General features: G+C 68.4%; 23 protein-coding genes and 3 riboswitches. Of the genes, 15 read left to right on the top strand and 8 right to left on the bottom strand.

Annotated elements, in window-relative coordinates:
- Positions 1-26 precede the first annotated feature (26 nt).
- Entirely contained in the window at positions 27-542 is a 516-nt protein-coding gene (locus tag RF646_RS10675) for a GNAT family N-acetyltransferase (protein ID WP_035960795.1), read from the top strand.
- Between the two features lie 13 nt (positions 543-555).
- Entirely contained in the window at positions 556-2,046 is a 1,491-nt protein-coding gene (cls, locus tag RF646_RS10670; protein WP_368835946.1) for a cardiolipin synthase, read from the top strand.
- A 181-nt stretch (positions 2,047-2,227) separates the two neighbouring features.
- Here the strand turns inward: cls and RF646_RS10665 are convergent, their stop codons facing one another.
- Positions 2,228-3,292: an alcohol dehydrogenase gene (locus RF646_RS10665; RefSeq protein WP_312797531.1), complete on the bottom strand. Its 1,065-nt coding sequence runs from the start codon at positions 3,290-3,292 to the stop codon at positions 2,228-2,230.
- Between the two features lie 285 nt (positions 3,293-3,577).
- Here RF646_RS10665 and RF646_RS10660 point away from each other — a divergent pair, with 285 nt between their 5' ends.
- Together RF646_RS10660 and RF646_RS10655 are read left to right on the top strand one after the other, a co-directional pair.
- On the top strand, positions 3,578-3,940 hold the full coding sequence (locus tag RF646_RS10660) for a multidrug efflux SMR transporter (protein ID WP_368835945.1): 363 nt from the start codon (positions 3,578-3,580) through the stop codon (positions 3,938-3,940).
- On the top strand, positions 3,940-4,260 hold the full coding sequence (locus RF646_RS10655) for a multidrug efflux SMR transporter (protein WP_368835944.1): 321 nt from the start codon (positions 3,940-3,942) through the stop codon (positions 4,258-4,260). The genes RF646_RS10660 and RF646_RS10655 overlap by 1 nt, the downstream gene beginning before the upstream one ends.
- A 123-nt stretch (positions 4,261-4,383) precedes the next feature.
- On the opposite strand, the gene RF646_RS10650 is transcribed toward RF646_RS10655, so the two are convergent.
- Positions 4,384-4,776 carry an SdpI family protein gene (locus RF646_RS10650; RefSeq protein ID WP_368835943.1) on the bottom strand — a complete coding sequence of 131 codons (393 nt, stop codon included), beginning with the start codon at positions 4,774-4,776 and terminating at the stop codon, positions 4,384-4,386.
- A 78-nt stretch (positions 4,777-4,854) separates the two neighbouring features.
- On the opposite strand from RF646_RS10650, the gene RF646_RS10645 reads away from it, so the two are divergent.
- Entirely contained in the window at positions 4,855-5,427 is a 573-nt protein-coding gene (locus RF646_RS10645) for a DinB family protein (protein ID WP_368835942.1), read from the top strand.
- A gap of 12 nt (positions 5,428-5,439) precedes the next feature.
- Here the strand turns inward: RF646_RS10645 and RF646_RS10640 are convergent, their stop codons facing one another.
- Both RF646_RS10640 and RF646_RS10635 read right to left on the bottom strand, forming a co-directional pair.
- Positions 5,440-6,072 (bottom strand): class I SAM-dependent methyltransferase, encoded by a 633-nt coding sequence (locus RF646_RS10640; RefSeq protein WP_156960869.1) that lies wholly within the window; start codon positions 6,070-6,072, stop codon positions 5,440-5,442.
- Between the two features lie 108 nt (positions 6,073-6,180).
- Complete coding sequence (locus RF646_RS10635; protein WP_035960802.1) at positions 6,181-7,608, bottom strand: LLM class flavin-dependent oxidoreductase; 1,428 nt, start codon at positions 7,606-7,608, stop codon at positions 6,181-6,183.
- Positions 7,609-7,685: 77 nt separating this feature from the next.
- Positions 7,686-7,800: riboswitch (SAM riboswitch) on the bottom strand.
- A 128-nt stretch (positions 7,801-7,928) separates the two neighbouring features.
- A riboswitch (SAM riboswitch) is annotated at positions 7,929-8,020 on the top strand.
- A 7-nt stretch (positions 8,021-8,027) separates the two neighbouring features.
- On the opposite strand from RF646_RS10635, the gene RF646_RS10630 reads away from it, so the two are divergent.
- The 9 genes from RF646_RS10630 to RF646_RS10590 all read left to right on the top strand — a co-directional run bounded on the left by RF646_RS10630 (position 8,028) and on the right by RF646_RS10590 (position 17,901).
- Positions 8,028-8,831 carry an ABC transporter ATP-binding protein gene (locus tag RF646_RS10630; protein WP_085107891.1) on the top strand — a complete coding sequence of 268 codons (804 nt, stop codon included), beginning with the start codon at positions 8,028-8,030 and terminating at the stop codon, positions 8,829-8,831.
- 4 nt (positions 8,832-8,835) lie between these two features.
- Positions 8,836-9,885: an aliphatic sulfonate ABC transporter substrate-binding protein gene (locus RF646_RS10625; RefSeq protein WP_367401739.1), complete on the top strand. Its 1,050-nt coding sequence runs from the start codon at positions 8,836-8,838 to the stop codon at positions 9,883-9,885.
- Positions 9,882-10,871, top strand: coding sequence for an ABC transporter permease (locus RF646_RS10620; protein ID WP_260849410.1), 990 nt, complete (start codon positions 9,882-9,884; stop codon positions 10,869-10,871). The genes RF646_RS10625 and RF646_RS10620 overlap by 4 nt, the downstream gene beginning before the upstream one ends.
- 112 nt (positions 10,872-10,983) lie before the next feature.
- Complete coding sequence (locus RF646_RS10615) at positions 10,984-13,116, top strand: AMP-binding protein (protein ID WP_368835941.1); 2,133 nt, start codon at positions 10,984-10,986, stop codon at positions 13,114-13,116.
- A 9-nt stretch (positions 13,117-13,125) separates the two neighbouring features.
- On the top strand, positions 13,126-13,644 hold the full coding sequence (locus RF646_RS10610; protein WP_368835940.1) for a DUF3995 domain-containing protein: 519 nt from the start codon (positions 13,126-13,128) through the stop codon (positions 13,642-13,644).
- 145 nt (positions 13,645-13,789) lie between these two features.
- Entirely contained in the window at positions 13,790-14,764 is a 975-nt protein-coding gene (locus RF646_RS10605) for a succinate dehydrogenase cytochrome b subunit (protein WP_368835959.1), read from the top strand.
- Positions 14,764-15,459 carry a succinate dehydrogenase/fumarate reductase iron-sulfur subunit gene (locus RF646_RS10600; protein ID WP_368835939.1) on the top strand — a complete coding sequence of 232 codons (696 nt, stop codon included), beginning with the start codon at positions 14,764-14,766 and terminating at the stop codon, positions 15,457-15,459. The genes RF646_RS10605 and RF646_RS10600 overlap by 1 nt, the downstream gene beginning before the upstream one ends.
- A gap of 370 nt (positions 15,460-15,829) precedes the next feature.
- A riboswitch (SAM riboswitch) is annotated at positions 15,830-15,927 on the top strand.
- Between the two features lie 61 nt (positions 15,928-15,988).
- Positions 15,989-17,413: an O-acetylhomoserine aminocarboxypropyltransferase/cysteine synthase family protein gene (locus tag RF646_RS10595; RefSeq protein WP_368835938.1), complete on the top strand. Its 1,425-nt coding sequence runs from the start codon at positions 15,989-15,991 to the stop codon at positions 17,411-17,413.
- Positions 17,410-17,901: a CoA-binding protein gene (locus RF646_RS10590; protein WP_144997095.1), complete on the top strand. Its 492-nt coding sequence runs from the start codon at positions 17,410-17,412 to the stop codon at positions 17,899-17,901. The genes RF646_RS10595 and RF646_RS10590 overlap by 4 nt, the downstream gene beginning before the upstream one ends.
- A 172-nt stretch (positions 17,902-18,073) precedes the next feature.
- On the opposite strand, the gene RF646_RS10585 is transcribed toward RF646_RS10590, so the two are convergent.
- Entirely contained in the window at positions 18,074-18,259 is a 186-nt protein-coding gene (locus RF646_RS10585; protein WP_144997093.1) for a hypothetical protein, read from the bottom strand.
- A gap of 200 nt (positions 18,260-18,459) precedes the next feature.
- Here RF646_RS10585 and RF646_RS10580 point away from each other — a divergent pair, with 200 nt between their 5' ends.
- Positions 18,460-19,734 carry a hypothetical protein gene (locus RF646_RS10580; protein WP_368835937.1) on the top strand — a complete coding sequence of 425 codons (1,275 nt, stop codon included), beginning with the start codon at positions 18,460-18,462 and terminating at the stop codon, positions 19,732-19,734.
- A gap of 136 nt (positions 19,735-19,870) precedes the next feature.
- Here RF646_RS10580 and RF646_RS10575 read toward each other — a convergent pair whose 3' ends face one another.
- The 3 genes from RF646_RS10575 to ilvD form a co-directional block, all read right to left on the bottom strand.
- On the bottom strand, positions 19,871-21,361 hold the full coding sequence (locus RF646_RS10575) for an alanine/glycine:cation symporter family protein (RefSeq protein WP_368835936.1): 1,491 nt from the start codon (positions 21,359-21,361) through the stop codon (positions 19,871-19,873).
- Between the two features lie 130 nt (positions 21,362-21,491).
- Positions 21,492-23,156, bottom strand: coding sequence for an amino acid permease (locus tag RF646_RS10570; protein WP_368835935.1), 1,665 nt, complete (start codon positions 23,154-23,156; stop codon positions 21,492-21,494).
- A gap of 40 nt (positions 23,157-23,196) precedes the next feature.
- Entirely contained in the window at positions 23,197-25,035 is a 1,839-nt protein-coding gene (gene ilvD / locus RF646_RS10565; RefSeq protein WP_167318001.1) for a dihydroxy-acid dehydratase, read from the bottom strand.
- Between the last annotated feature and the right edge of the window lie 246 nt (positions 25,036-25,281).

Below are 25,281 nucleotides of genomic sequence, written 5' to 3'. Positions count from 1 at the left end.
GAGCACGAGAACCCTCGGAGGGAGCCATGTTGGACGATATGCCGCGGCCGGTTCCGCCGCAGCCGTTGCGCACGCAGCGGTTGGAGCTGCGCGCGTTCACACCGGACGAACTCGAGGCCGTGGCCGGGGGCTCACGACTGCCCGAGTTCGCGCCGGGTTTCCCCACCCCCGAGAACGAGGACTGGGCCCGGGAGGCGATCGAGGCCGGTGAGCACTTCTTCACGGAGAGCGACTGCGCCCTGCTCGTCGTGATCCGGCTCAGCTCGGGGCAGGTCATTGGCGCCGCGGGGTTCGCGGGACCCGCCATGGACCACGAACTGGAGGTCAAGGGGTCCATCGTCCCGGAGCACCAGAACCAGGGGCTGGCCACCGAGGCCTTGCGCGCGCTCGTGGACCGCGCATTCGAGGACCCCGGGATCCGTGCGGTGCACGGCTCCGTCCCGGCCGACCACGAACCGGCACGCCGGGTGCTCGTGCGCTGCGGGTTCGTGAAACGACCCTCCGAGGGCTCGGAGGACACCTACTACCTGCGACGCCCCTGACGAACGGTCACGGATGTACCCCTGGATACCCTTCGACCTGCTCCCCGCGGACACCCTGCCGGAGTGGATCCTCATCATCCTGGCGGTCCTGGACCTGCTCCTGAAGATCCTGGCCCTGGGCTGGATCCCCCATCAGCGCCGTCCGTCCGTGGCGCTCGCGTGGTTGCTCGCCATCTTCCTGATGCCGTACGCGGGGCTCCTGTTGTTCGTGGTGATCGGCTCCACCCGGTTACCGCGTAAACGCATGGCCAAGCAGGCCCGGATGAACCACGTGATCCAGGAGAACACCCCCGAGCGCCTCCCGCTGGGGCCCGAGCTCACCGAGTACCCGGAATGGGTGCGCACCACCGCGGAGCTGAACCAGAACCTGGGTGCCCTGCCCATGGTGGGCGGTAACGACTTCGAGATTCTCACCGACAATCACGATTCCATGGCCCGGATGGCCCGGGACGTGGACCGCGCCACGGACTACGTGCACTTCGAGTTCTACATCGTGGCCGTGGACCAGGTCTCCCGTGAGCTGCTCGATGCCCTGATCCGCGCCCACGAACGAGGTGTGCGCGTGCGGATCCTGATCGACCACGTGGGGTCCCTGGGTTACCCGGGGTATGCGGAACTGGTCCGCCAGTTCAACCGTTCCGGGGTGCCGTGGCGGCGCATGCTTCCCATCCGCCCGTGGCGTGGTGAGTGGCAGCGCCCGGACCTGCGCAACCACCGCAAGATCCTGGTGGTGGACGGCCAGGTGGCCTACACGGGCTCACAGAACATCATCCACCGCTCCTACAACAAGAAGAAGAACCTGCGGAAGGGCCTCGAGTGGAAGGACCTCATGGTCCGGGGCACGGGATCCGTAGTCACCGAGTTGAACGCGGTGTTCGTCTCGGACTGGTACTCGGAAACCGACGACCTCTTGCTGGACGAGACCCCTGCCGCACTCGAGCACACGGCCGGGCCCATGTACGCCCAGGTGGTGCCGTCCGGGCCCGGGTTCGAGACCGAGAACAACCTGCGCCTGTTCAACCACCTGATCTACAACGCCAATCACCGCGTAGTGATCTCCAGCCCGTACTTCGTCCCGGACGAGTCCCTGCTCCACGCCATCACCACGGAGGCCCAGGCGGGCGTACGGGTGCAGTTGTTCGTGGGTGAGACCTCGGACCAGTTCCTCGCGCAGCACGCCCAGAACTCGTACTACTCCGAACTCGCGCGCGCCGGGGTGGAGATCTACCGCTACAGCTCCCCCACCGTGCTGCACGCCAAGTTCGTGCTCGTGGACGACATCGTCTCCGTGATCGGTTCCTCCAACATGGACGAGCGTTCCTTCGCGCTGGACCTTGAGGTCTCCGTCCTGATCGTGGACGAGTCGTTCCGCACCCGGATGGAGGACGTCGTGGGGCAGTTCCGCGCCAACTCCACCCTCTTGGACCTGGACGCCTGGGAGAAACGCTCGCTGGGGCGCAAGTTCGTGGAGAACGTCTGCCGCCTTACTTCCGGCCTGCTCTGACGCGCCCCGGACGACGACGCCGCGGGGCCGGGCGCGGCGTCGTCCGTCCCCTCGGTGCCGCCCACCCGGGGCGGGCGCGAGTGTCCGTTCCTCGCCCGGGTGCGCGAACGCCGTCGCCGCCCGCAGAGATCGGGGTGGCGACGGCGTCGTCGTGCACGGTGGGCACGGGGCCCGGTGCGGATCAGCCCGCTACGAGCACCGCGCGGCCGTTGAACGTGCGGTTGCGCAGGCCGTCCAGCGCGGAGTTGACCTCCTGTGCGGTGAGCGGGAGCTCCGTGATCGGCGGCTTGGGCAGATCCGTGTCCTGGGCGAGCTTCACGAGCTCCTTGAGCTCGGGCAGGCTGCCCACGAAGTTGCCGCGAATGTTCAGCAGGTTGAACGCGGTGAGCGCGGTGGGGAACTGGTACTGGCCCCCGAACAGGCCCACGCTGACCAGGGTCCCGCCGTTGGCCATGGCGAAGAGCGCGGCGTTGGAGGTGTCCCCGTTGTTGACGAGGTCGATGGCCGCGGCAATCTTCTCCCCGCCGGCCCGGACGATGTCGCCCACGAGGTCCTCGCCGCCCACGGCCACCGTGGCGGACGCGCCCACCGCCTGGGCGTTCTTCAGCGCGGCCTCGCTCATGTCCACGGCCACGATGTTCTCGTGCCCCAGGGCCTTGAGCACCGCAATGGTCATCAGCCCTACACCGCCCGCGCCGATCACGGCCACGGGCTTATCCGCGGGCAGCGGCATGATCTTCTTGACCGCTGAGTAGGAGGTCAGGCCGGAGCAGGCGAGCGTGGCGCCGAAGGACGGGTCGATGTCGCCCAGCGGCACCAGGTAGCGCTCGTCCGGCACGTGGACCTCCTCCGCGTAGCCGCCGCGGCGCTGCACCGAGAGGTTGCGCTTCTTCCCGCTGCAGTAGTTCTCGCGGTCCTCCGAACAGGCCTGGCACTCGCCGCAACCGATCCACGGGAACACGATGTACTTGGTGTCCCCGGGCGTCACCGTGGCGTCCGGTCCCGCGGCCACGACCTCCCCCACGATCTCGTGCCCGAGCACCACGGGGTACTGCGCGCCCGCCGCGGTCAGTTCGTAGCGCCCGGCGTTGCCGAGGTCGAAGTACCCGTCCTGGCAGTGCACGTCCGAGTGGCAGACCCCCGAGTTGGTCACGCGGATCATGACCGCGGAGCCTTCCAGTTCGGGCCGTTCCACCTCGAGTTCCTGGGCTGCTCCACCCGGCTCCGTGTGCGCGAAAACCTTCATGTTTACTCCTTCGTAGCGTGTGTGGAAATCGCCTTACCATGTAATCTGTGTCACCACTCTAGGCCGCCGGGGCGAGTTGTCCACGGGTCCGTGCCCGTCGCATCGGGGGACGACGACGCCGCGTGCGCGCCCCGCGCGGTCGCGGCAAGCGCCACACGACGTCCGGTCACACTGCATGGCCCCGGGTGCCACCGCGATAGGCTCACCGGCGATGACTTCCCACCCCGGTACCGCCGCCGTGCCCGCAGGCACCCCCACCTTTTTTCACCGCCGGGACCGGACGTCATGAGGGAGCGCAACGTCATGGCCTGGTTGTTCCTGGCCGGGGCCGTGCTCCTGGAGGTCACCGCGACGCTCAGCATCAAGGCGGCTCTGGAACAACCCGCCCTGTACGCCGTGGTGGTGCTGGGGTACGCCGGGGCCTTCACATGTCTCACGCTGGTGCTGCGCCGCGGGATGCCCCTGGGGGTCGCCTACGGGATCTGGGCCGCCTCCGGCGTCGCGCTCACCGCCATGTTGTCCTCGGTGATCTTCCACGAACCCGTCACGGTCCTCATGGGCACCGGCCTGGCGCTGATCATGGGCGGCGTGCTGTGCGTCGAGATCGGTGCACAGAAGGCCCATACACAAGACGAAGGGGCGGCGTGATGGCCTGGGTCTTCCTCATCGGTGCCGTCGTCTGCGAGGTCTGCGCCACGCTCTGCCTCCGCGTGGCCGCCGCGGGCCGTCGGCGGTGGTTCATCGGCGTGGTGATCGGCTACGTCATTGCGTTCTCCCTGCTGGTCAACGCGTTGGCGCGCGGCATGGCACTGGGCGTGGCCTATGGCATCTGGGCCGCCGCCGGGGTGGCCCTCACGGCCGTGCTGAGCCGCATCCTGTTCAAGGAACCGCTCACCCGGGTCATGGCGCTGGGGATCCTGCTGATCGCCGCCGGCGTGCTGCTCGTGGAGCTCGGGGCGAGTCACTGACCCGCAGCCTGGCCGCCCGCACCGGCCGCTCTCCGTTCCGGCGAAGGCCTCCCGCGAGCGCCACGTCGTGACCCCTCCTTACGCCCGCCGCGCCGTCGACGACGCCGCTGACGCGCCCCGGTTTCAGGCGCGGGGTTCTGGAGCCGACTCTTGCGCGGCCCGCCGAGCGGCGCGGTTGGCCGGCCCCACGGCGGACACCAGCACCGCGACCTGCAGCAGCACGCCCACCAGCCCGGCGACGATGCCCCATTCGGGCCGCCCCAGAACGAGCAACACGATCGCCGCCACCACGGCACACACGGCCACGGGAACGGACCACCGCACCCTCGGAAGGGCCGCGGCGTGACCTGCGGACCACGCGGCGTCGGACGCGCGCGTGTACCGGGTCCGGATGCCCACGGTCCCGTTGCGATCGAGCGAGCCGGCGGCCGCCGCCCTGACGGTCACCACGGTCACGACACACACCAGGACCGTGCTGAACGACAGCATGATCACTCCGAGCAGGTCCTCGTCCACGGTTCCCTCCGGGTCACGGGCATTTCCTCCACCCTACGACGGGCATGTGCACCCCCCGGGCCCACTAGTGTTCTGGCCATGAGCTCACTCACGCCCGAAGAAGACGCCAGGCCCGAGCCGCCCCAGCATGCTGATGAGGTCACGACCCTCATGGGCTTCCTGGATTTCTTGCGCGCCACGGTCGCGTGGAAGACGGACGGCTTGACGAGTGCTGAGCTGCAGCGTCGACCTCTGCCCTCGACCATGACCCTGGGCGGGTTGCTGAAGCACTTGGCGTTCGTCGAGGACTACTGGTTCTGCTACGTCCTCCTGGGCCAGGAGCCGTGCGCCCCGTGGAATGACATCGACTGGGCCGACGACCCCGACTGGGATTGGAACTCGGCCGCTGCGAACAGCCCCGAGGAACTGCGGTCCATGTGGGCCTCCGCCGTGGAGACGTCCCGTGAGCAGTGGGACAGGTTCGCCGCCCGCACGGATCATCCGCTGGACGGGATGGTCGCTCGTTCCACGGCCGAGGACCCGGATGCCCGCTGGACCCAAGGGGACATGAACGCCCGCTGGGTCCTGACGCACATGATCGAGGAATATGCGCGGCACTGCGGCCACGCCGACCTGTTGCGCGAGAGCATCGACGGTTCCGTGGGGGAATGACCGCCCATCAGGTCACCGTGTCGCCAAGAGGTGGCACTCGGGGAAGCGATGTTCTGCGTCCGGGCGACTGACGGTGCGCCAGGCCTCCGTGAACCCGGCGTGCTTCATGTGATCCGCCATCACGTCCGGGTGCCAACGCCACGCCGGGGCCACGGCGTGATCGAACGAGACCACGGCTCGCCCTCCGTCGAGTGCTTGGAACGCCACCATGACCACCCCTCCGGGTGCCATCATGTCCGCCCAGGAGTCCAGGATGCTGGGAACCTGCGCGGGTGGGACGTGGATGAGACTGAACCGTGCAAGAACGCCGGCCACGCGGCGGTCGGGCCCCACCGCACCACCCCACGACGTGGGATTCGCATCGCCGGCTTCGAAGGTGACCTCCGGGTGAGATCCGCGCGCGATACCCAGCATGGATTCGGACGGGTCCACCCCCACCACGTGCAGACCCCGCTCGGACAGCGCGGCCGTGACTTGCCCCGTGCCGCACCCCACATCCACCACGGGGCCGGGCGCCCCTGCCGCGATGACGTGATCCGCGAAGGCCTCCACCGCGCGCCGTTCGAGCGCCGTCTGGAAGGGAGCGGGAAAAGCCTTGTCGTAGTCGTTCGCCAAGTGGTCGTAGCCGGGTTGCACGCGTTCCACTCTCACACGGGGGTCCCGCCCTGGCAACGGGCGGGGAAGCCGACGACGACGCCGCCCTGCCGGACCTGCGGGACCGAGCGCGAGCGGCGTCGTCGTCGGAGGGAGGTGTCAGCCCACCAACTCGCGGGACGGCGTGTCCGCGACGGAGGGCTCGCCCACGAACGCGCCGCGGTACTTCGCGGCGGGGTGGGTGTCCTTGACCCGCGGCTGGCCCTCGCCGTAGAGGGACTCTCGCAGGGTGTTGCCCTCGTACTCGGTGCGGTAGCGACCGCGCGCCTGCAGCTCGGGGACCACGTACTCCACGAAGTCCTCGAAGGAACCGGGACTCACGTGGTAGGCCAGGTTGATGCCGTCCAGGCCGCCCTCGTCCACCCAGGTCTCGAGCTGATCCGCGACGGTCTGCGCGGAGCCCACGAGGACCGCACCCATCCCACCCAGGGCGCAGTGCTTGGCGATCTCCTCGCGCGTCCACTGCTTGTCCTTGGACTGCAGCGTGAACGGGGTCAGGAAGGACTGGATGGAGTCGGTCTTGATGTAGTTCAGGGCCTCGTCCTCGTCGAACTGGGACAGGTCCACGCCGGACCACCCGCCGATGATCGCCTGGGAGGCCTCCAGGTCCACGTACTGCAGGTAGTCGCGGTACTTCTCCTGGGCCTCCTCGTCCGTGTCCGCGACGACCACGGAGAGCATCGCGTAGATCTTGACGTCGTCACGGCTGCGGCCCTCGGCCTGAGCCCGGTCGCGGATCTTGTCAGTCACGAAACGCGTGAGGTCCGGGCGCAACCCGCCGATGAACACGGCTTCCGCGTGCTTACCCGCGAACGCCTGCCCGCGCGAGGACGCGCCAGCCTGGAAGATTAGCGGTGTGCGCTGCGGGGACGGTGCCGTGAGCCCCGCTCCGGGAACCGTGAAGTGCTCCCCGCTGTGCCGGATGGGATGGACCTTGGTGGGATCCGCGTAGACACCCGTCTCACGGTTCTGAACCACAGCGTCCTCCTCCCACGAGCCCTCCCAAAGCTTGTAGCACACGTCCAGGAACTCCTCCGCGATCTCGTAGCGCGTATCGTGCTCAATCTGGCGCGGCAGGCCCTGGTTCTCCGCAGCGGACGGAAGGTAGGAGGTCACCACGTTGAATCCCACGCGGCCCTTGGTGAGGTGATCCAGTGTGGCGTACTTGCGGGCCAGGGTGTAGGGCTGCTCGTAGGTCACCGCGCTCGTCACGCCGAAGCCCAGGTGCTCGGTCACGGCGGCCATGGCCGAGACCTGCATGAACGGGTCGTTGACCGGGACCTGGGCCCCGTCACGCACGGCCGGAGCCGCGGAGTTCTTGTAGATGTCGTAGATGCCCACCACGTCCGCAAGAAACAGGGCGTCGACCTTGCCCCGCTCCAGCAGCTTGGCCAGCTCCGTCCAGTACTCGATGGTGTTGTACTCGGTGGCCCGGGACCGCGGGTGGCGCCACAACCCGAAGCTCTGGTGATCCACGCAGGTCATGTCGAACGCGTTGACGGAAATCCGTTTGCTCATCTCGGTCAGCCCCTCAGCAGGAACACGACCCGCGCCCCGTGCACCACCTACGGCGGCCTACCTTGCGGGTCCAGCGCGCTTGTGTGGCGCCGTACTTGCCGCATGCGGTGTGTCATGCGGCCCGATCCTCACCTGGGGCACCCCGCTACGGGAGAGGGTTGCCGTCCGACAAGCCAGGGCTAAACGTCGGCACTCGTGATCGTTGTGGCATCGATCCTAACGGGGATCCCCGGTCCTCGGAAACACCTCGGGTTACGGCACGTCACGACGGCGCCCCGGCGCGTCACACGATTTGCACCCGCGGGCTCCCGGCCCGTTCAATGGTGGGGTTCCCATCCGGAGCGGCTGAGAGACCTGGCTCGTTGACGTCGCAGCAACCAGCCCCACGCGGGCAAGGTGCTAATGCCAGGAACGATGGAGTTGATGAATTGAGCCATATCCTCACGCGCCCGGAATCTGCCGTCGACGCCGCGGCGGTCACTTTCGACCGGGTCGGCAAGTCCTTCCCCGCACACCACGGAGCGCATGTCCACGAGGTCCTGAGGGACGTGACCTTCACGGTGCGTCCGGGCGAGATCGTCTCCGTCCTGGGCCCCTCGGGGTGCGGCAAGTCCACCCTGCTACGCGCCGTGGCCGGGCTCGGCACGGCGAGCGAGGGCGAAGTCCGGATTGACGACTCGGTGGTGCGCGAGATCGACCCGCGCTGCGCCGTCGGCTTCCAGGAACCGCGGTTGCTGCCGTGGCGCAGCGTGGCGCGCAACGTGGCACTGGGTCTGCCCCACGGGACTCCCGCCCGGGAAGGGAAGCGGCGGGTGGCGCAGCTGTTGGAGCTCGTCGGCCTGTCCCACCACGCGAATCACCGTCCCTCGGAGATCTCCGGGGGCATGGCACAGCGCGCATCCCTCGCCCGGGCCCTGGCACGGAACCCGCGGGTCCTGCTGTTGGACGAGCCCTTCGGGGCCCTGGACGCCCTGACCCGGATCAGGATGCAGGATCTGCTGCTGGACGTGCACCGCGCCGATCCCACGACCGTGCTCATGGTCACCCACGACGTCGAGGAAGCCCTGGTGCTCTCCGATCACGTGGTGGTGCTCGCGCGGGAAACGGCCACGGGCCCCGCGACCATCGCCGAGATCATCTCCCCCGAGCTGGCCCGCCCGCGCTCCCGCGAGGACAGTGAGATCACCGCGCTGCGCGCCCACCTGTTGGCCCTGCTCGGCGTGGAGCGCTGAGCGCATGGCGCAGTTGTCCCGACGCCGCGCACTGCAGGCACTCGGCCTGTCCGCGCTGGCGCTGCCCCTGAGCGGATGCGTCATGGAGGGCGAAGGTCCGGGCCGCGGTGTGGCCGGCGGTTCCGCGCACGAGATCTACCTGGACTACGCGACCTACAACCCGCTGTCCCTGATCATCAAGGCCAAGGGCTGGCTCGAGAAGGTCGCCGAGGCCCACGGCCAGACCGTGACGTGGGTGTACTCGGCCGGTTCCAACAAGGCCAACGAGTCGCTACGCGCCGGGGTCGTGGACGTGGGCTCCACGGCAGGTTCCGCCGCACTGCTCGCGCGTGCCAACCGCTCGCCGATCAGGACGATCGACCTGTTCTCACAGCCCGAGTGGTCCGCGCTCGTGCGCACCCCGGACTCCCCCGTGCGCGCCGTGGCGGATCTCGCGGGCACGTCCGTGGCCGCGACGAAGGGCACGGATCCGTACTTCTTCCTTCTGCAGTCCCTCGGCGCGGCGGGCATGAGCGCCCAGGACGTCACCGTGGTGAACCTGCAGCACGCGGACGGGCGCACCGCGCTGGACACCGGTCAGGTGGCCGCATGGTCCGGACTGGACCCCGTGATGGCCGCCGCGGAGAAGGCGGGGGACGTGCTGTTCCACCGGCAGTTGGAGTTCAACACGTACGGGTTCCTCAACGCGCGGGAGGTGTTCCTGCAGCTGAACCCCACGGGTGCGCAGGACGTGGTGAACACGTACGCCTACGCGCGGCAGTGGGCGCTGCAGCACCCGGAGGAGGGGATCGCGATCCTCGCGGAAGGCGCGAGCATCGATCGCGACACCGCCCGGCGGGTCTGGCAGCGCACCCACCTGGACATCGACCCCGTTCCGGGCCCCGAACAGCTCGCGGTGCTCGAGCGGGTCGGGCCCATCCTGGTGGAATCCGGGGACGTCTCCTCGCAGCAGGACGTGGACGAGGCGCTCGCGAACATCGTGGAGCAGCACTACGCACAACACGCCGATGCGGCCGCCGTGGCCCAGGTGATCGAAGGGAAGCAGTCCTCATGAGCACTCACGACACCTCCTCCGCCGCACCGCGGTCCTCGGACGGCGCGTCCCGCGAAGCACCGGGCGGCACGTCCTCCGAAGCAGCTGGCGTCACTGCGGTGGCCACACTGTCCGACGACGACGGACGCCACGGGGCGGGCGTGGTGGCGCCCGGCGACGTCGCAGCCCCATCAGACACCCCTGCCGCGGCGGATTCCCGCACGCGTCCCAGCGCGCTGCGCACTCCTTGGGCCCTGGGGCTGATCGGGATCGTCCTGCCCGTGCTGCTGGTGCTCGTGTGGCACACCCTCTCCACGAACGGGACCTTCTCCCCCGTGCAGTTGCCGCGCCCGTCCGCGGTGCTCGCCGCGGGATGGGAGCTGCTGCGCAGCGGTGACCTGTGGTTGCACGTGGGGATCTCCACGCAGCGCGTGATCGTGGGCTTCCTGATCGGCAGTGGGCTCGGGCTGTTGCTCGGCGCGTTGCTGGGGCTCTCCCCGTGGGCGCGGGCCATCGGCTCGCCCACGATCGGCGCGCTGCGCGCCGTGCCGTCCCTGGCGTGGGTGCCGCTGCTATTGCTGTGGATCGGGATCGGGGAGAACTCCAAGGTGACCCTGGTGGCGATCGGCGCCTTCTTCCCGGTGTACACCACGGTGTCCGCCGCGCTGCGCCACGTGGACCGGCACCTGATCGAAGCCGCACGGTCCTTCGGGCTGCGCGGGGTCAAGCTCTTCACCACCGTGCAGTTGCCCGCAGTGCTACCCTCCGTGATCTCCGGGCTGCGCCTGGCCCTGGCCCAGGCGTGGTTGTTCCTGGTGGCCGCGGAACTATTGGGCTCCTCCATGGGCCTGGGATTCCTGCTCACCGATTCGCAGAACAACGGCCGCACGGACCGGTTGCTGCTCGCGATCGTGTTGCTGGCCGTGCTGGGCAAGCTCACGGACGCCCTGCTCGGCATCTTCGAGCGGTGGACGCAGCGGCGCTGGAGCGTGGCCGGAACCAGGTGACAACCCGCCCGGTTCCCGCCGGCGCCCGCCGTTCCACCGGGGCCCGGTCGTTCCACCGGGGGCCCGGCCGTTGCAGACACCGACCGTTCGGATCGACATCACAGGAGGACTCGTGACCGGTACACACTCGTACTCAGACCCCGCTCACCCCACACCGAACCCGGCGTTGATCTCCGACGACGCCCGGGTGCAGTTCTGGGTCGAGCAGGCCGGGCGGCTGGACTGGGCGCAGCCATGGCACACGGCTCACCGGTTCGAGAAGCCGCAGCGCACGGGTGAGGACCACGACGGCAACCCCACTTACACCGTGCCCGAGATCGCGTGGTTCGAAGGCGGGAAACTCAACGTCTCGTACAACTGCGTGGACCGCCATGTGGCAGCCGGGCGTGGTCAGCACGTGGCCCTGTACTTCGAGGGTGAACCCGGGGACCGCCTGGTCTATACCTACGCGGACCTGCAGCGTGAGGTATCCAGGGCCGCCAACGCCCTGCTCCGACTGGGCGTGGAGAAGGGCGACCGCGTGGTCATCTACCTCCCGGTCATCCCGGAGACCGTGATCATCACGCTCGCGTGCGCGCGCATCGGGGCGATCCACTCGCTCGTGTTCGGCGGGTTCTCCGCAGAAGCCCTCAAGTTCCGGGTCGAGGACACCGGAGCCAAGGTCCTGGTGACCACGGACGGGCAGAACCGGCGCGGCGCCGTCGTCCCCGTGAAGATCAATGCGGACGAGGCCTGCAGCGGTGAGAACAGCATCGAGCACGTGATCGTGGTGCGCCGCACGTCCCGGCCCGGGCGCACCGATCTGCCGCGCGGCACCCGGGGCCTGCATTCCAAGGACGAGGAACTCGTGCCGTGGACCCCCGGGCGTGACGTGTGGTGGCACGAGCTCACCGCGGGCGTCTCGGACGTCCACGAGCCCGAGGCGTTCGACGCGGAGACGCCCCTGTTCATCATCTACACGTCCGGCACCACGGGGAGGCCCAAGGGCCTGGTCCACACGATGGGCGGATACATGGTGCAGACGGCATACACCCACGCCCTGCTGTTCGACCTGCTCCCGGACGTGCCCGACGCGTCCGGGGTGCTGCGCCCGGAGGAGCTGTCCGCCGTGAACGACCCCGCCAAGGTGGACTCCACCGTGCACTGGTGCACCGCGGACCTCGCGTGGGTCACCGCGCACACCTACGAGATCTACGGCCCGCTGGTCAACGGCGTGTCCCAGGTGATCTACGAGGGCACGCCCAACACCCCGGATTACGGCCGCCACTTCGAGATCATCGAGCGCTACGGCGTGACCAACTACTACACGGCACCCACCCTGATCCGCTCGCTCATGGGCGCGTTCCCCAAGGGGCTGCCCCCGGTCTACAACCTCTCCTCGATCCGGTTGCTCGGCTCCGTGGGCGAGTCCATCAACCCGGAGGCGTGGCGCTGGTTGCGCGCCCAGGTCGGCCGCGACGAGGTGCCCTTCGTGGACACGTGGTGGCAGTCCGAGACGGGCTCCTGCGTCGCATCCCCGCGCCCGCACGATCCGCAGTTCGCCCCTCCCGGCACGTTCGACGAGGCCGCAGCGCACACCCCCCTCAAGCCCGGTTGCGCTACGCGTGCGGTCCCCGGCGTATCTGTGCGGGTGCTGGACGAGGCCGGTGAGGAAGTGGGCCCCAACCTGCAGGGCTATGCCGTGATCGACAAGATTGGCCCGTCCATGGCCCGCACGGTATGGGGCGATCCGCAGCGCTACCTGTCCTCATACTGGGCGGCCTACGGCGAGCGCGGTTGGTTCCGGGCCGGCGACGGCGCACGCACCGATGACGAGGGCGACCTCTACATCCTGGGGCGGGTGGACGACGTGATCAACGTGAGCGGGCACCGGTTGTCGACGATCGAGATCGAATCCGCCCTGGTGACCCACCCCCACGTAGTGGAGGCCGGGGCCACCCCGATCCGCGACGCGGTAACGGGCCACGCCATTTTGGCGTGCGTGGTGCTCACGGCGGATGCGCAATCGCTGTCCGCGGACGAGGTCCGCGAGGAGCTGCGCGCGCACGTGGCCCGGGAGATCGGCCCGATCGCCAAACCGCGCGAGGTCATCGTGGTTCCGGATCTGCCCAAGACCCGTTCGGGGAAGATCACGCGCCGCCTGCTGACCCAGCTCTACGAGGGCGAGCAGCTGGGCGACCGTTCCTCGCTGCAGAACGAGGAAGCGCTAAACGCGATCGCGGAGGTCTTGGCAGGGCGTGCTTAGCTTGACCACATGAGCTTGTTGCCCCGATCCCACGGCGGTCGCGGCTGGGTCTGGGTGGCGTGTGCGGCCGGGGTCGTGCATGCCGGATTCAGCCTCTACTGGGCTTTGGGCGGGCACTGGTTGCTGGACACCGCGGGGCAGTGGACGGTACGGCTGTCCTACGGGGCACCCCTGGCCGTCGGGCTGGGGCTGGGCATGGTTTCGCTTTTCAAGCTCATGGCGGCCGTCATCCCAGTGGCGGAAGCCTACGACAGGGTGCCCTGGCGGCGGTTCTGGCGGGCCATGAGTTGGGTGGGTGCCGTGGTCCTGGTGGTCTACGGCGGGACCAACACGGTGATCAGCAATGCCGTGCTCATCGGGCTCATCCGCCCGGCCACCGGATACGAGCGACTAGCCATGATCGGTCACGCATGGTTGTGGGATCCACTGTTCCTGGTCTGGGGTGCCGCGCTGCTGATCCATCTGTGGCGGTCCCGTTCGGCGCGGACGCGCCCGCACGGCACACGTGGGTCACTTATCGGGAGGTGAACATCCGCACGAAGGAGACGACCGGGGAACCCACGCCACCAACTGCGGATGACCACCACCCAGGCTTCTTCCTGATCTGCGGGCATGACCGCGTGTGACCCCGCGAACTGTTATGCCCCGAAGGAACTTCTAAGATGGCTCAGTGATGAATTCCGCCGCGCAGCCCTCGACCGAGCGACCCGTCACCGGGACTACCCGCACGGCCACCGCCCCCGCGGACGCGTCCGTCACTGCCGGGATTGCTGCCGTGGCCGGCGATGCCTGGCAGCGCATGTTCGGGGACACCCACAGCTCCGACCTCAAGCTCGCCATGGCCGCCTCGGGCACCGTGTTGAGCGTGTTCACTGTGGGGCACATGGCCGGGAACATGCAGGTCTACCTAGGCCGGGACCACTACAACGAGTACGCCGAGTTCATTCGCACGGTGGGCGCGCCGGTGCTGCCCCGCAACTCCGTGCTGTGGGTCGTGCGTATCGGGTTGACCGGAAGTGCTGCGACCCATGTGTTGGCCGGAACCGAGCTCACGCTGCGGGCCATGAGCGCCGAGGGCCGCACGGTGGCGGATGCGCTCCGGCCGATCACGTGGCGGGTGGGCGCCGCCGCTCAGAAGATACGGAACGGTTTCCCCACCGCGCCTGCCCCGAGCGGGACGCAACGGTACCGGAAAGCGGCGTTCGACGGAGCCTTCCTGGCCAGCCACTTCGACCGCCACGTGCCACGTCAGCGTCCCCGAGGCCGACGCCGCTCCGTCCCCCGAATCATCGCCCGCTCGATGCGCTCCACGGGCGCGGTGCTCGGACTGTTCACGGTGTACCACGTGCTGGACCTGACGGCGGGCGCCCGGCCTGCTGCTTCCGTAAGCCACACCCACGGTGACGCGTACGGCAACCTGGTGGCGAGCCTGTCCCGGCCGTCCGTGGCGGTGTTCTACACGGCCTCGATGGCCGCGCTCGCCGGACACATGATCCACGGCTTGCGGACCGCCGCGATGGACACCGGGGTGACCGGAACCGCGCGACGGGTACGACAGGTGGACACGATCGCTAAGGCCGTGGGCGGCGTCGTCGCCCTGGGGAACGTGAGCATTCCCGTGGCCGTACTGACCAAGGTGGTGCGCTGATGCTGTTGACCGTTCACGTGTGGCGCCAGGCGGGCGAGCACGAGCCCGGTGGCTTCGAGACCGTCCACCCCGTGCAGGCCCGCGAGGAGATGAGCGTGCTCGAATTGCTCGATGCCGTCAACGAGACGCTCGAGCGCCAGGGTGCAGAGCCGGTGAGCTTCGACGACGGCTGTCGCGAGGGCATCTGCGGCAAGTGCGGCGTGACCGTGGACGGCGTGGCCCACGGGCCGGATAAGAACCGGGCCTCGTGCACGCAGTCGCTCAGGGCCTACCGGGACGGGGACGAGATCTTCATCGAGCCCCTGCGCGCGGGAGCATTCCCGGTCAAGAAGGACCTGTCCGTGGACAAGAAGGCCCTGCGGCGCGTGGCCAAGGAGGCCAAGTTCCCGGTCGCGATGAAGGCATTGAACACCGCTGGGTGCATCAGCTGCGGCGCGTGCGTGGCCGCGTGCCCCAACGGCTCGGGCCAGCTCTACGTGGGCACGCTGCTCAAGGAACTGCCGCCGCTCGCCAAGACGCCCGAGGAACGCGACGAGCGCTCGAGCAAGGTGCTCGACGCCGCCGAGCACGAGTTCGGCCCGTGCTCCCTTCTGGGCGATTGCACGGAGGTCTGCCCGGCGGGGCTGCCACTCGAGAACCTCACCGCGGTGGCGCGGGAGAACCTGCGCCGGAAGGACCCCGAGAAGTACGGCTGAGTTCCGCCCCGAAGTCAGCGAGCTCACCAGCAGTCGGCGACCCCGCAGGCGGGAAGTTCACCGCTTTCACCGCGGGCCCCACCGACCGGGGGCCTAACCGCGGACGGGCGGGTCAGCCCTTGCGCCACCGGGGAAAGGGCAGCCGCAACGGCCCGGCGGGACGCGCGGTGGTGCGGGCCGCCGAGCGTGAGTCCTCGACCACCGTGGCATCCGGGATCCTGCGGGCCAGAGAACGCTGGAACCTGTTCTGTAGCGTGACCTTCGCGGCGGGGCACCCGTGGCGCGCGCCCTCTGAATCAATCGCACCCGCTTTCGGGCGGCTGCGATCCGCACGGTTTGGTCCGTCACCCACGCACGCGACACAATAGACGCACCATCCCGAGCGGCCGAGAGACCTGGATCCATGACGCCGCAGCAACCCGCAGTGCTCGGCCAACTGCACGGTGCTACCGCCAGGACCGATGGAGTGCTGCGCGGCCCCGGGCAGCTGTCGGACGGGAGCCGTACCCGGCCGACGAGGAGGACATCCATGGCCGAGCACCAGTTCGGTTTCCGCACCCGCGCCCTGCACGCCGGCGGCACCCCGGACGCCGAGCACGGCGCCCGCTCCGTGCCCATCTACCAGACCAGCTCGTTCGTCTTCAAGGACGCCGACGACGCCGCCAACCTGTTCGCGCTGCAGAAGTACGGCAACATCTACTCGCGCATCGGCAACCCCACCGTGGCGGCCCTCGAAGAGCGCATCGCCTCCCTCGAGGGCGGGATCGGGGCGGTCGCCACGTCCTCCGGGATGGCCGCCGAGTTCATCACGTTCGCCGCGCTGTGCGGCCAGGGTGACCAGGTGGTGGCCTCGTCCCAGCTCTACGGCGGAACGGTCACCCAGCTGGACGTGACCCTGCGTCGCTTCGGTGTGGAGACCACCTTCGTCCCCGGGACCGACCCGGCGGACTACAAGGCTGCGATCACCGAGCACACCAAGGCCGTGTACACAGAGCTCGTGGCCAATCCCTCCGGTGAGATCGCCGATCTGGAGGGGCTCGCCGCGGTGGCCCACGAGGCGGGTGTCCCGCTGATCGTGGACGCGACGCTCAACACCCCGTACCTGTGCCGCCCGTTCGAGCACGGAGCGGACATCGTGATCCACTCGATCACCAAGTTCCTGGGCGGGCACGGCAACACCCTGGGTGGCGTGGTGGTCGAATCCGGCCGCTTCGACTGGGGCAACGGGAAGTTCCCGGCCATGACCGAACCGGTTCCCTCCTACAACAACGTGACGTGGTGGGGGAACTTCGGTGAGTACGGGTTCCTGACCAAGCTCCGTTCCGAGCAGCTGCGGGACATCGGGGCGTCCCTGACCCCGCAGGCCGCGTGGAACCTGCTGCAGGGTGTGGAGACCCTGCCCCAGCGCATGGACGCCCACGTGGCCAACGCGCAGGAGGTCGTGCAGTGGCTCGCCACGGATCCACGCATCTCCTACGTCAATTACGCGGGACTCGAGGACCACCCCCACCACGAACGCGCGCAGAAGTACCTGCCCCACGGCATCGGATCCGTCTTCGCCTTCGGTATGGCCGGCACGGACGAGTTGAGCGGCCGTGAGGTGGGCGCCCGATTCATCGGGAGCCTGCAACTGGCCTCACACCTGGCCAACATCGGGGACGCCCGCACCCTCGTGCTGCACCCCGCGTCCACGACCCACCAGCAGTTGAGCTCCGAACAGCTCGCCGCGGGCGGGGTCAAGGAGGACCTGATCCGGATCTCCGTGGGTCTCGAGGACACCGCGGACATCCTGTGGGACCTGGACCAGGCACTGAGCGCAGCCAGCGGCAGGGACCGGGAGGGCGGCGTCGTCGCCCCCTCCGCCGCGCTCACGGGCGCGGCGCGCACCACCCTGGACCAGGACAACAGTGCGGCGGCCTGCGCGCTGCCCGGAGACGAAGGAGAACAGGCATGAGCACGCAACGCACCTGGGTGGGCCCCAGCGCCCCCGAACGGCTCGGCATCCTCCGAGGCACGCGCTCGATCGCGATCGTGGGGATGTCCAACAAGCCGTCCCGTGCGAGCTACTTCGTGGCCACGTACCTGCAGTCGTCGAGCCCGTACCGCGTGTACTTCGTGAACCCCGTGCTGGACGAGGTGCTGGGCCAGAAGGCCTACCCGTCGCTCGCGGAGCTGCCCGAGGTCCCGGACCTCGTGGACGTGTTCCGCAAGGACGCGGACCTGCCCGACGTGGCACGGGAGGCCGTAGCCGTGGGCGCCAAGACCCTGTGGCTGCAGCTGGGCTCGTGGAACGAGGAAGCGGCGGCCATCGCGGAGGACGCCGGGCTGGACGTGGTGATGGACCAGTGCGTGAAGATCGAGCACGCGCGCTTCCACGGCGGTCTCCACCTGGCCGGGTTCAACACCGGAGTGATCTCCTCGAAGCGCCAGGTCCTGCCCTGAGACCGGGGCGCGACGGCGCCGGCGCGCCGCTGCCGACGCCGCTGACCGGCCACCCCCGCTGACGCCCGCACCGGAAATCGAATTTCTAGTGGAGTAAAAGCAGATTTGGGCGCGAACCCTGCTTTTACTCAGTTAAATCGCGAGGGCTATCGGCCCTGCGAGTGCGGGTCGCTCAGGGTGGAGTGCACCACGGGTGACCCCATTCGTCCACCTCGAAGCGCGAGTAGTCACCCATGGGTGCGTCGAACGATCCCGCCTCCCCGGAGCACACCAGGACCTCCTGCTGCGGGGCGTCGTCGCGGGCGGCGTCCCAACCGGCCACCAAGCTCTCGAGATCTGCCTGCCACTGCTGCGTCACGGGGTGCGCCCTTCGTCGAATGCTCCACCTCCGCGTATTCCGCCGACCCCTGAGTCGGGAGGTGTCGGCATCATCACGTCACGGGCAGGCCGCTGCCACGTGGCGCGGACGAGCCCACTCCCTATGCTTGACCGGTGGAGAAGACCCGGAATGTGGTCCGAGCCATATGAGAACCGTCCGACCCCCGAGGAGTTGCTCCCGTGTCCGCCAAGAAAACCCTGCAAGTCACCCTGGCCTTCGTGGGCCTGCTGGTGGGTGCCGGTTTCGCCACCGGTCAAGAAGTCATCCAGTACTTCATCTCGTTCGGTGTCTGGGGGCTGGCCGGCTCGGTGGTCTCGGGGATCCTGATGATCGCCGCGGGTGCCGTGATCATCCACATCGGCAGCTACTTCCTGGCGGACGAGCACCGCCGGGTCTTCCGGTCCGTGTCATCTCCCGTGGTGTCCCGGTTCCTGGACATCGCGGTGAGTCTGACCCTGCTGGCCATGGGCATCGTGATGCTCGCCGGCGCGGGTTCCACACTGGAACAACAGTTCGGGCTGCCCGCGTGGATCGGTTCGGCCATCATGGTGGTGCTCGTGATGGTCACGGGGCTGCTCAACGTCAACAAGGTCACCAACATCATCTCGGCGGTCACCCCGGCGATCTTCGTGGCCGTGATCGTGGCGTTCGGTTACACCCTGACCAAGCTCCCCGTGGATCTCGGATCGCTGCACGAGCTCGCGGTGCAGTCGGGCTCCCCCGTGAGCCCGTGGTGGCTGTCCGCGATCAACTACACGTGCATGGCCCTGATGCTGGGCGTGTCCATGTCCCTGGTGATCGGCGGCAACGCCCTCAACCCGCGCGATGCCGGCTGGGGCGGGCTGCTGGGCGGCGTGGTCTACACCGTTCTTCTGGCCATGAACGCCTTCGCCCTACTCGTGAACTTCGATGCCGTGGGCGGCTCCGAGGTGCCCATGCTCCAGCTCTTCCAGACCATGCACCCCTGGGCCGCACTCGGGATGGTTGTGGTGACGTTCGTGATGATCTACAACACGACCATCAGCATGTTCTACGCCCTGGGTCGCCGGGTCACCGTGAACCACCGCCACCGCTACGTCCCGATTTTCCTGGGCCTGTGCGCGGTGGGTTACGTGGTGAGCCTCGTGGGCTTCGGCACCCTGATGAGCGTGGTCTACCCGATCATCGGGTACGTGGGCATGGTCCTGGTGGTCGTCATGCTGTGGTGGTGGTTCCGTCACCGCGAGGACATCAGCGTCGAGGCCGGGCGCCGCAACCGAATCCGCGCCCTGCTGACCAAGCGTCGCGCGCAGGACAAGGAGTTCTCCGAGTTCAACGAGCACCAGCTCCGGGACGCGGCCCACGATTCCCCCGCGGACGACAACGCCCTCACCGGCGCGATCGACACCCAGGTCCAGCAGGATCTCGCGGACGGCTCGGGCGATTCCCCGAGCCCCTCGCCCGAGCGCGGCTGAGCGCAGCCGTCGAGCGGTCCCCGCGAGCGGCGTCGTCCGCGCGCGCCGCGCACAGACGACGACCTGCGCGCGGGAACGACAGCGGCGTCGTCGACCCTGCAAAGAGCCGGGGACGACGACGCCGCGTACGGGTCGATCAGCGGCGCGCCCCGTTCTTCTGGTTGGCGCGCTGTTCCCAGAACACGGGGAGCGTGACGGTGTCCGTGCCGTCCCAGGCGGAGAGACCGGTGATCCCGGGGACGTCCCCGGCCTTGAACACGGGCTCCACCCCGGCCTTGCGCTGTTCCATGTAGTTGGCCAGCACCTTGGCGGCGACACCCGCGAGCATGCACAGCGCGATGAGGTTCAGCGTGGCCATGAGGGCCATGAACAGGTCCGCGAGGGACCACACGAGGTCCAGCGCGAGCATGGCACCCAGGAACACGCACACGAGCACGGCGAAGCGGTAGATGTTCATGGCCGCACGGGACTTGGTCATGAAGCGGATGTTGGACTCGCCGTAGTAGTAGTTGCCGATCACCGAGGACCACGCGAACAGGAAGATCGCCACGGTCAGGAAGTGCACGGCCCAGTCACCCAGCTGCATGCCCAGGGCGCTCTGCGTGAGGGAAGCACCCTGGCGCTCGTCGCCGAACGTGGGGTTGGAGAGCAGCACGATGAACGCGGTGATCGAGCACACGAGCATGGTGTCGAAGAACACCCCCAGGGACTGCACGAAACCCTGCTTGGCCGGGTGGGAGATGGAGGCGGTCGCACCGGCGTTGGGCGCGGAACCCATGCCGGCCTCGTTGGAGAACAGACCGCGCTTCATACCCTGGATGATCACACCGAGCACGCTGCCCGTGACGAACTCTCGGATGCCGAACGCGCCCTCCACGATCATGAGCAGCATGCCGGGGACCGCGGTGATGTTCAGGACCATCACGAGCAGCCCCAGGACCAGGTACAGCACGGCCATGACGGGGACCAGGATCTGCGTCACGGAGGAGATGGAGCGGATGCCGCCGAAGATCACGGCCGCGGTGATGACCACGAGCGCGAGACCCAGGACCACGCGCATCCACATGCCCTGGCCGTTGGTGATGTCCACGTCGAGGGACCCGCTCACGGCGTCCACGATGGAATTGGACTGCACGGAGTTGAACACGAAACCGTAGGTCACGGTGATGATGACCGCGAACAGCAGACCCATCCAGCGCTTGTTGAGCCCGCGCTCCATGTAGTACGCGGGACCGCCCACGTAGCCGTCGCCGGTCTTGACCTTGTACAGCTGCCCCAGCAGGGACTCCACGAACGCGCTGGCCGCGCCGATCGCGGCGATGACCCACATCCAGAACACCGCACCGGGCCCACCCAGGCTGATGGCGATGGCCACACCGGCGATGTTGCCCGTGCCCACGCGAGCGGCCGCGGAGACCGTGAACGCACGGAACGAGGAGATGCCCTTCCGGCCGTTCTCGGCGTCACCGGGCGGATCGGTGAGCACCCTGAACATCTCGGGGATCCCGCGCAGCTGAATGGCCTTGGTGCGGATGGTCAGGTACAACCCCACACCAATCAGGATCGCGAAGACGACGTACCAGATGTAACCGCCCAGCGTTCCCACGAGTTCTGTCAACGCATCCATGTGATTCCCCGGAATTCTGCCTCAAGACGGTTCCGGCCACTGCGCGATGGACAGCGGGGAACCGGGTGACTGATGTGTGCTGTTGCACTGATCTAGGTCACAGTAGCGGAAACAGGGCCCCGTGCGGGTGTCAGCGGGACGTGTCCGGGCCCTGGTGCCCCAGACCCTGGTGTCCCGGGGGCGGCGTCGGGGCACCGGCGGTGGAACCCGGCCCCGGGGCCCGATGCAGGGACGCCGTGGACGTGGTGGACCCGGAACCCGTGGAGTTCTCCCGGCCCACCGGGCGGAACGCGCCCACCGCGGGCCGCTCCGCGAGCACCGGGAACGCCCCCGTGAAGCCCTCGCGTTCGGCGGCGATCTCGCGCACCCTGCCCCGCACCATGAACCACCCGATCACCAGGATCGGGATCAGCACCAGGGAGGACGCCAGGGTGAAGGTGCCCACGGGGTAGTCCACGGCCATCAGCACAAGGACCCCCGCGAGGAAGAACATGGTCAGCCAGTTGGTGAACGGCGCCAGTGGCGCCCGGTAGGTCGGGCGGTTGTAGAAGCCCTTCCGCGCCAGGGAGACGTATCGCTGGTGGGACAGCGAGATCGCGGCCCAGCCCGCCATGGTGCCCAGTGCCGCGAGGTTCAGCACGATCTCGAACGCCTGCTCCGGGACCACGAAGTTCAGCCCCACGCCGAGCACGGCCACCCCGGCGGTCAACAGGATGCCGCCGTAGGGCACGCCGGACGCAGACAGCTTGCCCGTGAACCTCGGGGCGGAACCGGCCTGCGCCATGGAATGGACGATGCGCCCGGTGGAATAGAGGCCCGCGTTGAGCGAGGACAGCGCCGCGGTGATCACCACGAGCTGCATGATGGGCCCCGCCGCGTCCACGCCAATGGACGAGAAGAACGTGACGAACGGGCTCTCGGTGGCGCTGTAGGCGGTGTAGGGCAACAGCAGGCACAACAGCAGGACGGAGCCCACGTAGAACACCGCGATCCGCAGGATCACCGTGTTGATGGCCCGGGGGATGACCTTCTCCGCGTTGCGGGTCTCCCCGGACGTGGTGCCCACGAGCTCGATGCCGGCGTACGCGAACACCACACCCTGCACCACGATGAGCGCCGGCAGCACGCCGGACGGGAAGAGGCCCCCGTTGTCCCGGATCAGGGAGAACCCCACCTCGGAACCGGTGGGCGTGCCGAACAGCACGAAGAACGTGCCGATGACCAGGAAGACCACCAGGGCCAGGACCTTGATCAGGGAGAACCAGAACTCCAGCTCGCCGAACACCTTGACCGAGACCAGGTTCAGCGACACCACTAGGACCACCACGATCAATGCGAGGATCCACTGCGGGATCCCCGCCACGAACGCGCTGTATTGACCGAACCACTTGATGTAGATCGCGATGGCCGTGGCGTCCGCGACCGCCGTCATGGCCCAGTTCAGCCAGTACAACCACCCGGAGACGTACGCGGCCTTCTCGCCGTAGAACTCACGGGCGTAGGAGACGAACGAGCCGGAGGACGGCCGGTGCACCACGAGTTCGCCCAGTGAGCGCAGGATCAGGTAGCCGAAGAAACCGCACACCGCGTACAGCAGGAACAGGGACGGACCGGCCTGCTCCAAACGGCCACCGGCTCCCAGGAACAGCCCGGTCCCGATCGCGCTGCCGATCGCGATCATCTGCAACTGGCGGGCGCCCAGCCCCTTGTGGAACCCCGCCGTCTCGTCCTCGAAGCGCCGCCGCAGGACGTGTTTCTCCTGGGCCTCGGTCAACCGCGGGCCGTTCTGGGACATACCTGTTCCCTTCGTCCTGACCGCCCGGGTCGGACCGTCCTCAGTCCTCCACGACGCGCACTGCGCCCTTGTCCGCGGAGGTCACCATGGAAGCGTACGCCCGCAGCGCCTTGGACACGCGACGTTCACGCGGCTTGGTGGGCTTCCAGGGGGCGTCACCCTTCTCCTGGCGACGGCGCGCGAGCTCGGCGTCGTCCACGTTGACCCGCAGCACGCGGTTCTCCACGTCGATCTCGATCTCGTCACCGTGCTCGATGAGACCCACGGCACCGCCGGCCGCGGCCTCCGGGGAGATGTGGCCGATCGAGATCCCGGAGGTGCCCCCGGAGAAGCGGCCGTCCGTGATGAGCGCGCACTTCTTCCCGAGCCCCAGGCCCTTGAGGTAGCTCGTGGGGTACAGCATCTCCTGCATGCCCGGTCCGCCCTTAGGTCCCTCGTAGGCAATGACGACGATGTCCCCCTCCTTCACGTTCTTGGAGAGGATCTCGTGCACGGCCTCGTCCTGGGACTCCACCACGAAGGCCCGGCCGGTGAAGTGGAACAGGTCGGGGTCGATCCCGGCGGTCTTGATCACCGCGCCGTCCTCGGCGATGTTGCCGAACAGCACGCAGAGCCCACCCTCCTTGGTGTAGGCGTGCTCCACGGAGCGGATGCAGCCCTCGGCGGCGTCCACGTCGTGGTCCTCGTACTCGTTGGCCTGCGAGAACGCCTGGGTGGTGCGCACGCCGCCCGGTGCCGCCAGGAAGAACTCCTTGGCGGCGTCGGATGCCTTGCCCGAGCGGATGTCCCACTCGTCCAGCCACTCGCCCATGGTCTGCGAGTGCACGGTGTGGACGTCCTCGTTCAGCAGCCCGCCGCGCCGCAGTTCACCCAGGATCGCGGGGATGCCGCCGGCCCGGTGGACGTGCTCGATGTGATACTTGGTGGAGTTCGGCGCCACCTTGGCCAGGCACGGGACCTTCCGGGACAGCGCGTCGATGTCCGAGAGATTGAAGTCCACCTCGGCTTCCTGCGCGGCGGCCAGGATGTGCAGGACCGTGTTGGTGGAGCCACCCATGGCGACGTCCAGGGCCATGGCGTTGCGGAACGCCGCCTTGGTCGCGATGTTGCGGGGCAGCACGGAGTCGTCGTCGTGCTCGTAGTAGCGCTTGGCGGATTCCACGATCCGCCGCCCGGCCTCCAGGAACAACCGCTTGCGGTTCACGTGCGTGGCCAGCGTGGTGCCGTTGCCGGGCAGGGACAGACCCAGCGCCTCGGTCAGGCAGTTCATGGAGTTGGCGGTGAACATCCCGGAGCACGAACCGCACGTGGGGCACGCGTTCTCCTCGATCTGGGCCAGCTGCGCGTCCGTGACGGACTCGTCCACGGCCAGGGCCATGGCGTCCACGAGGTCCACGCGGTGCTCCACCACGCCCTCCACGCCCTCGCCGGATTCCATGGGGCCGCCGGAGACGAAGACCACGGGGATGTTCAGGCGCAGCGCGGCCATAAGCATGCCGGGGGTGATCTTGTCACAATTGGAGATGCACACCAGGGCGTCCGCGCAGTGCGCGTTAACCATGTACTCCACGGAGTCGGCGATGATGTCCCGGGAGGGCAGGGAATACAGCATGCCGTCGTGGCCCATGGCGATGCCGTCGTCCACGGCGATGGTGTTGAACTCCTTGGCCACGCCTCCGGCCTCGCGCACCGCGGAGGCCACGAGCTCCCCCATGTTCTTCAGGTGCACGTGACCGGGGACGAATTGCGTGAAGGAGTTCGCGATCGCGATGATCGGCTTGCCGAAGTCCTCGCTGCCCATGCCGGTGGCGCGCCAGAGGGCGCGGGCACCCGCCATGTTCCGACCGGTGGTGGACGTTGCTGAACGTAGCTGCGGCACTGTGACCCCTTCCCGAAGGCTGGACCGGGACGTGGACGGCGCGAAATGCGCCGTTCTCCCGGCAAAAAGTGTTCCCTCCAGGATACGCGTGACCCCGACACAGTTTTCACATAGCAGACAGCCGTCTCACCATTCGGAACGAGAGGACGACGACGCCGCCGTCCGTCCCGCGCGCCCCGGACCCCGGCGCCGTCGTCCGCCGAGCGCACACCGGGCCCGTCCCTAGACTGGGAGGACGGCACAACC

Source organism: Kocuria sp. CPCC 205261 (genome assembly GCF_040981025.1).
In the GTDB taxonomy this organism is placed as follows: Bacteria; Actinomycetota; Actinomycetes; order Actinomycetales; family Micrococcaceae; genus Kocuria; species Kocuria marina.
The sequence above is the reverse complement of the archived record's forward strand: the minus strand, read 5'-3'. Positions and strand labels throughout refer to the sequence as shown.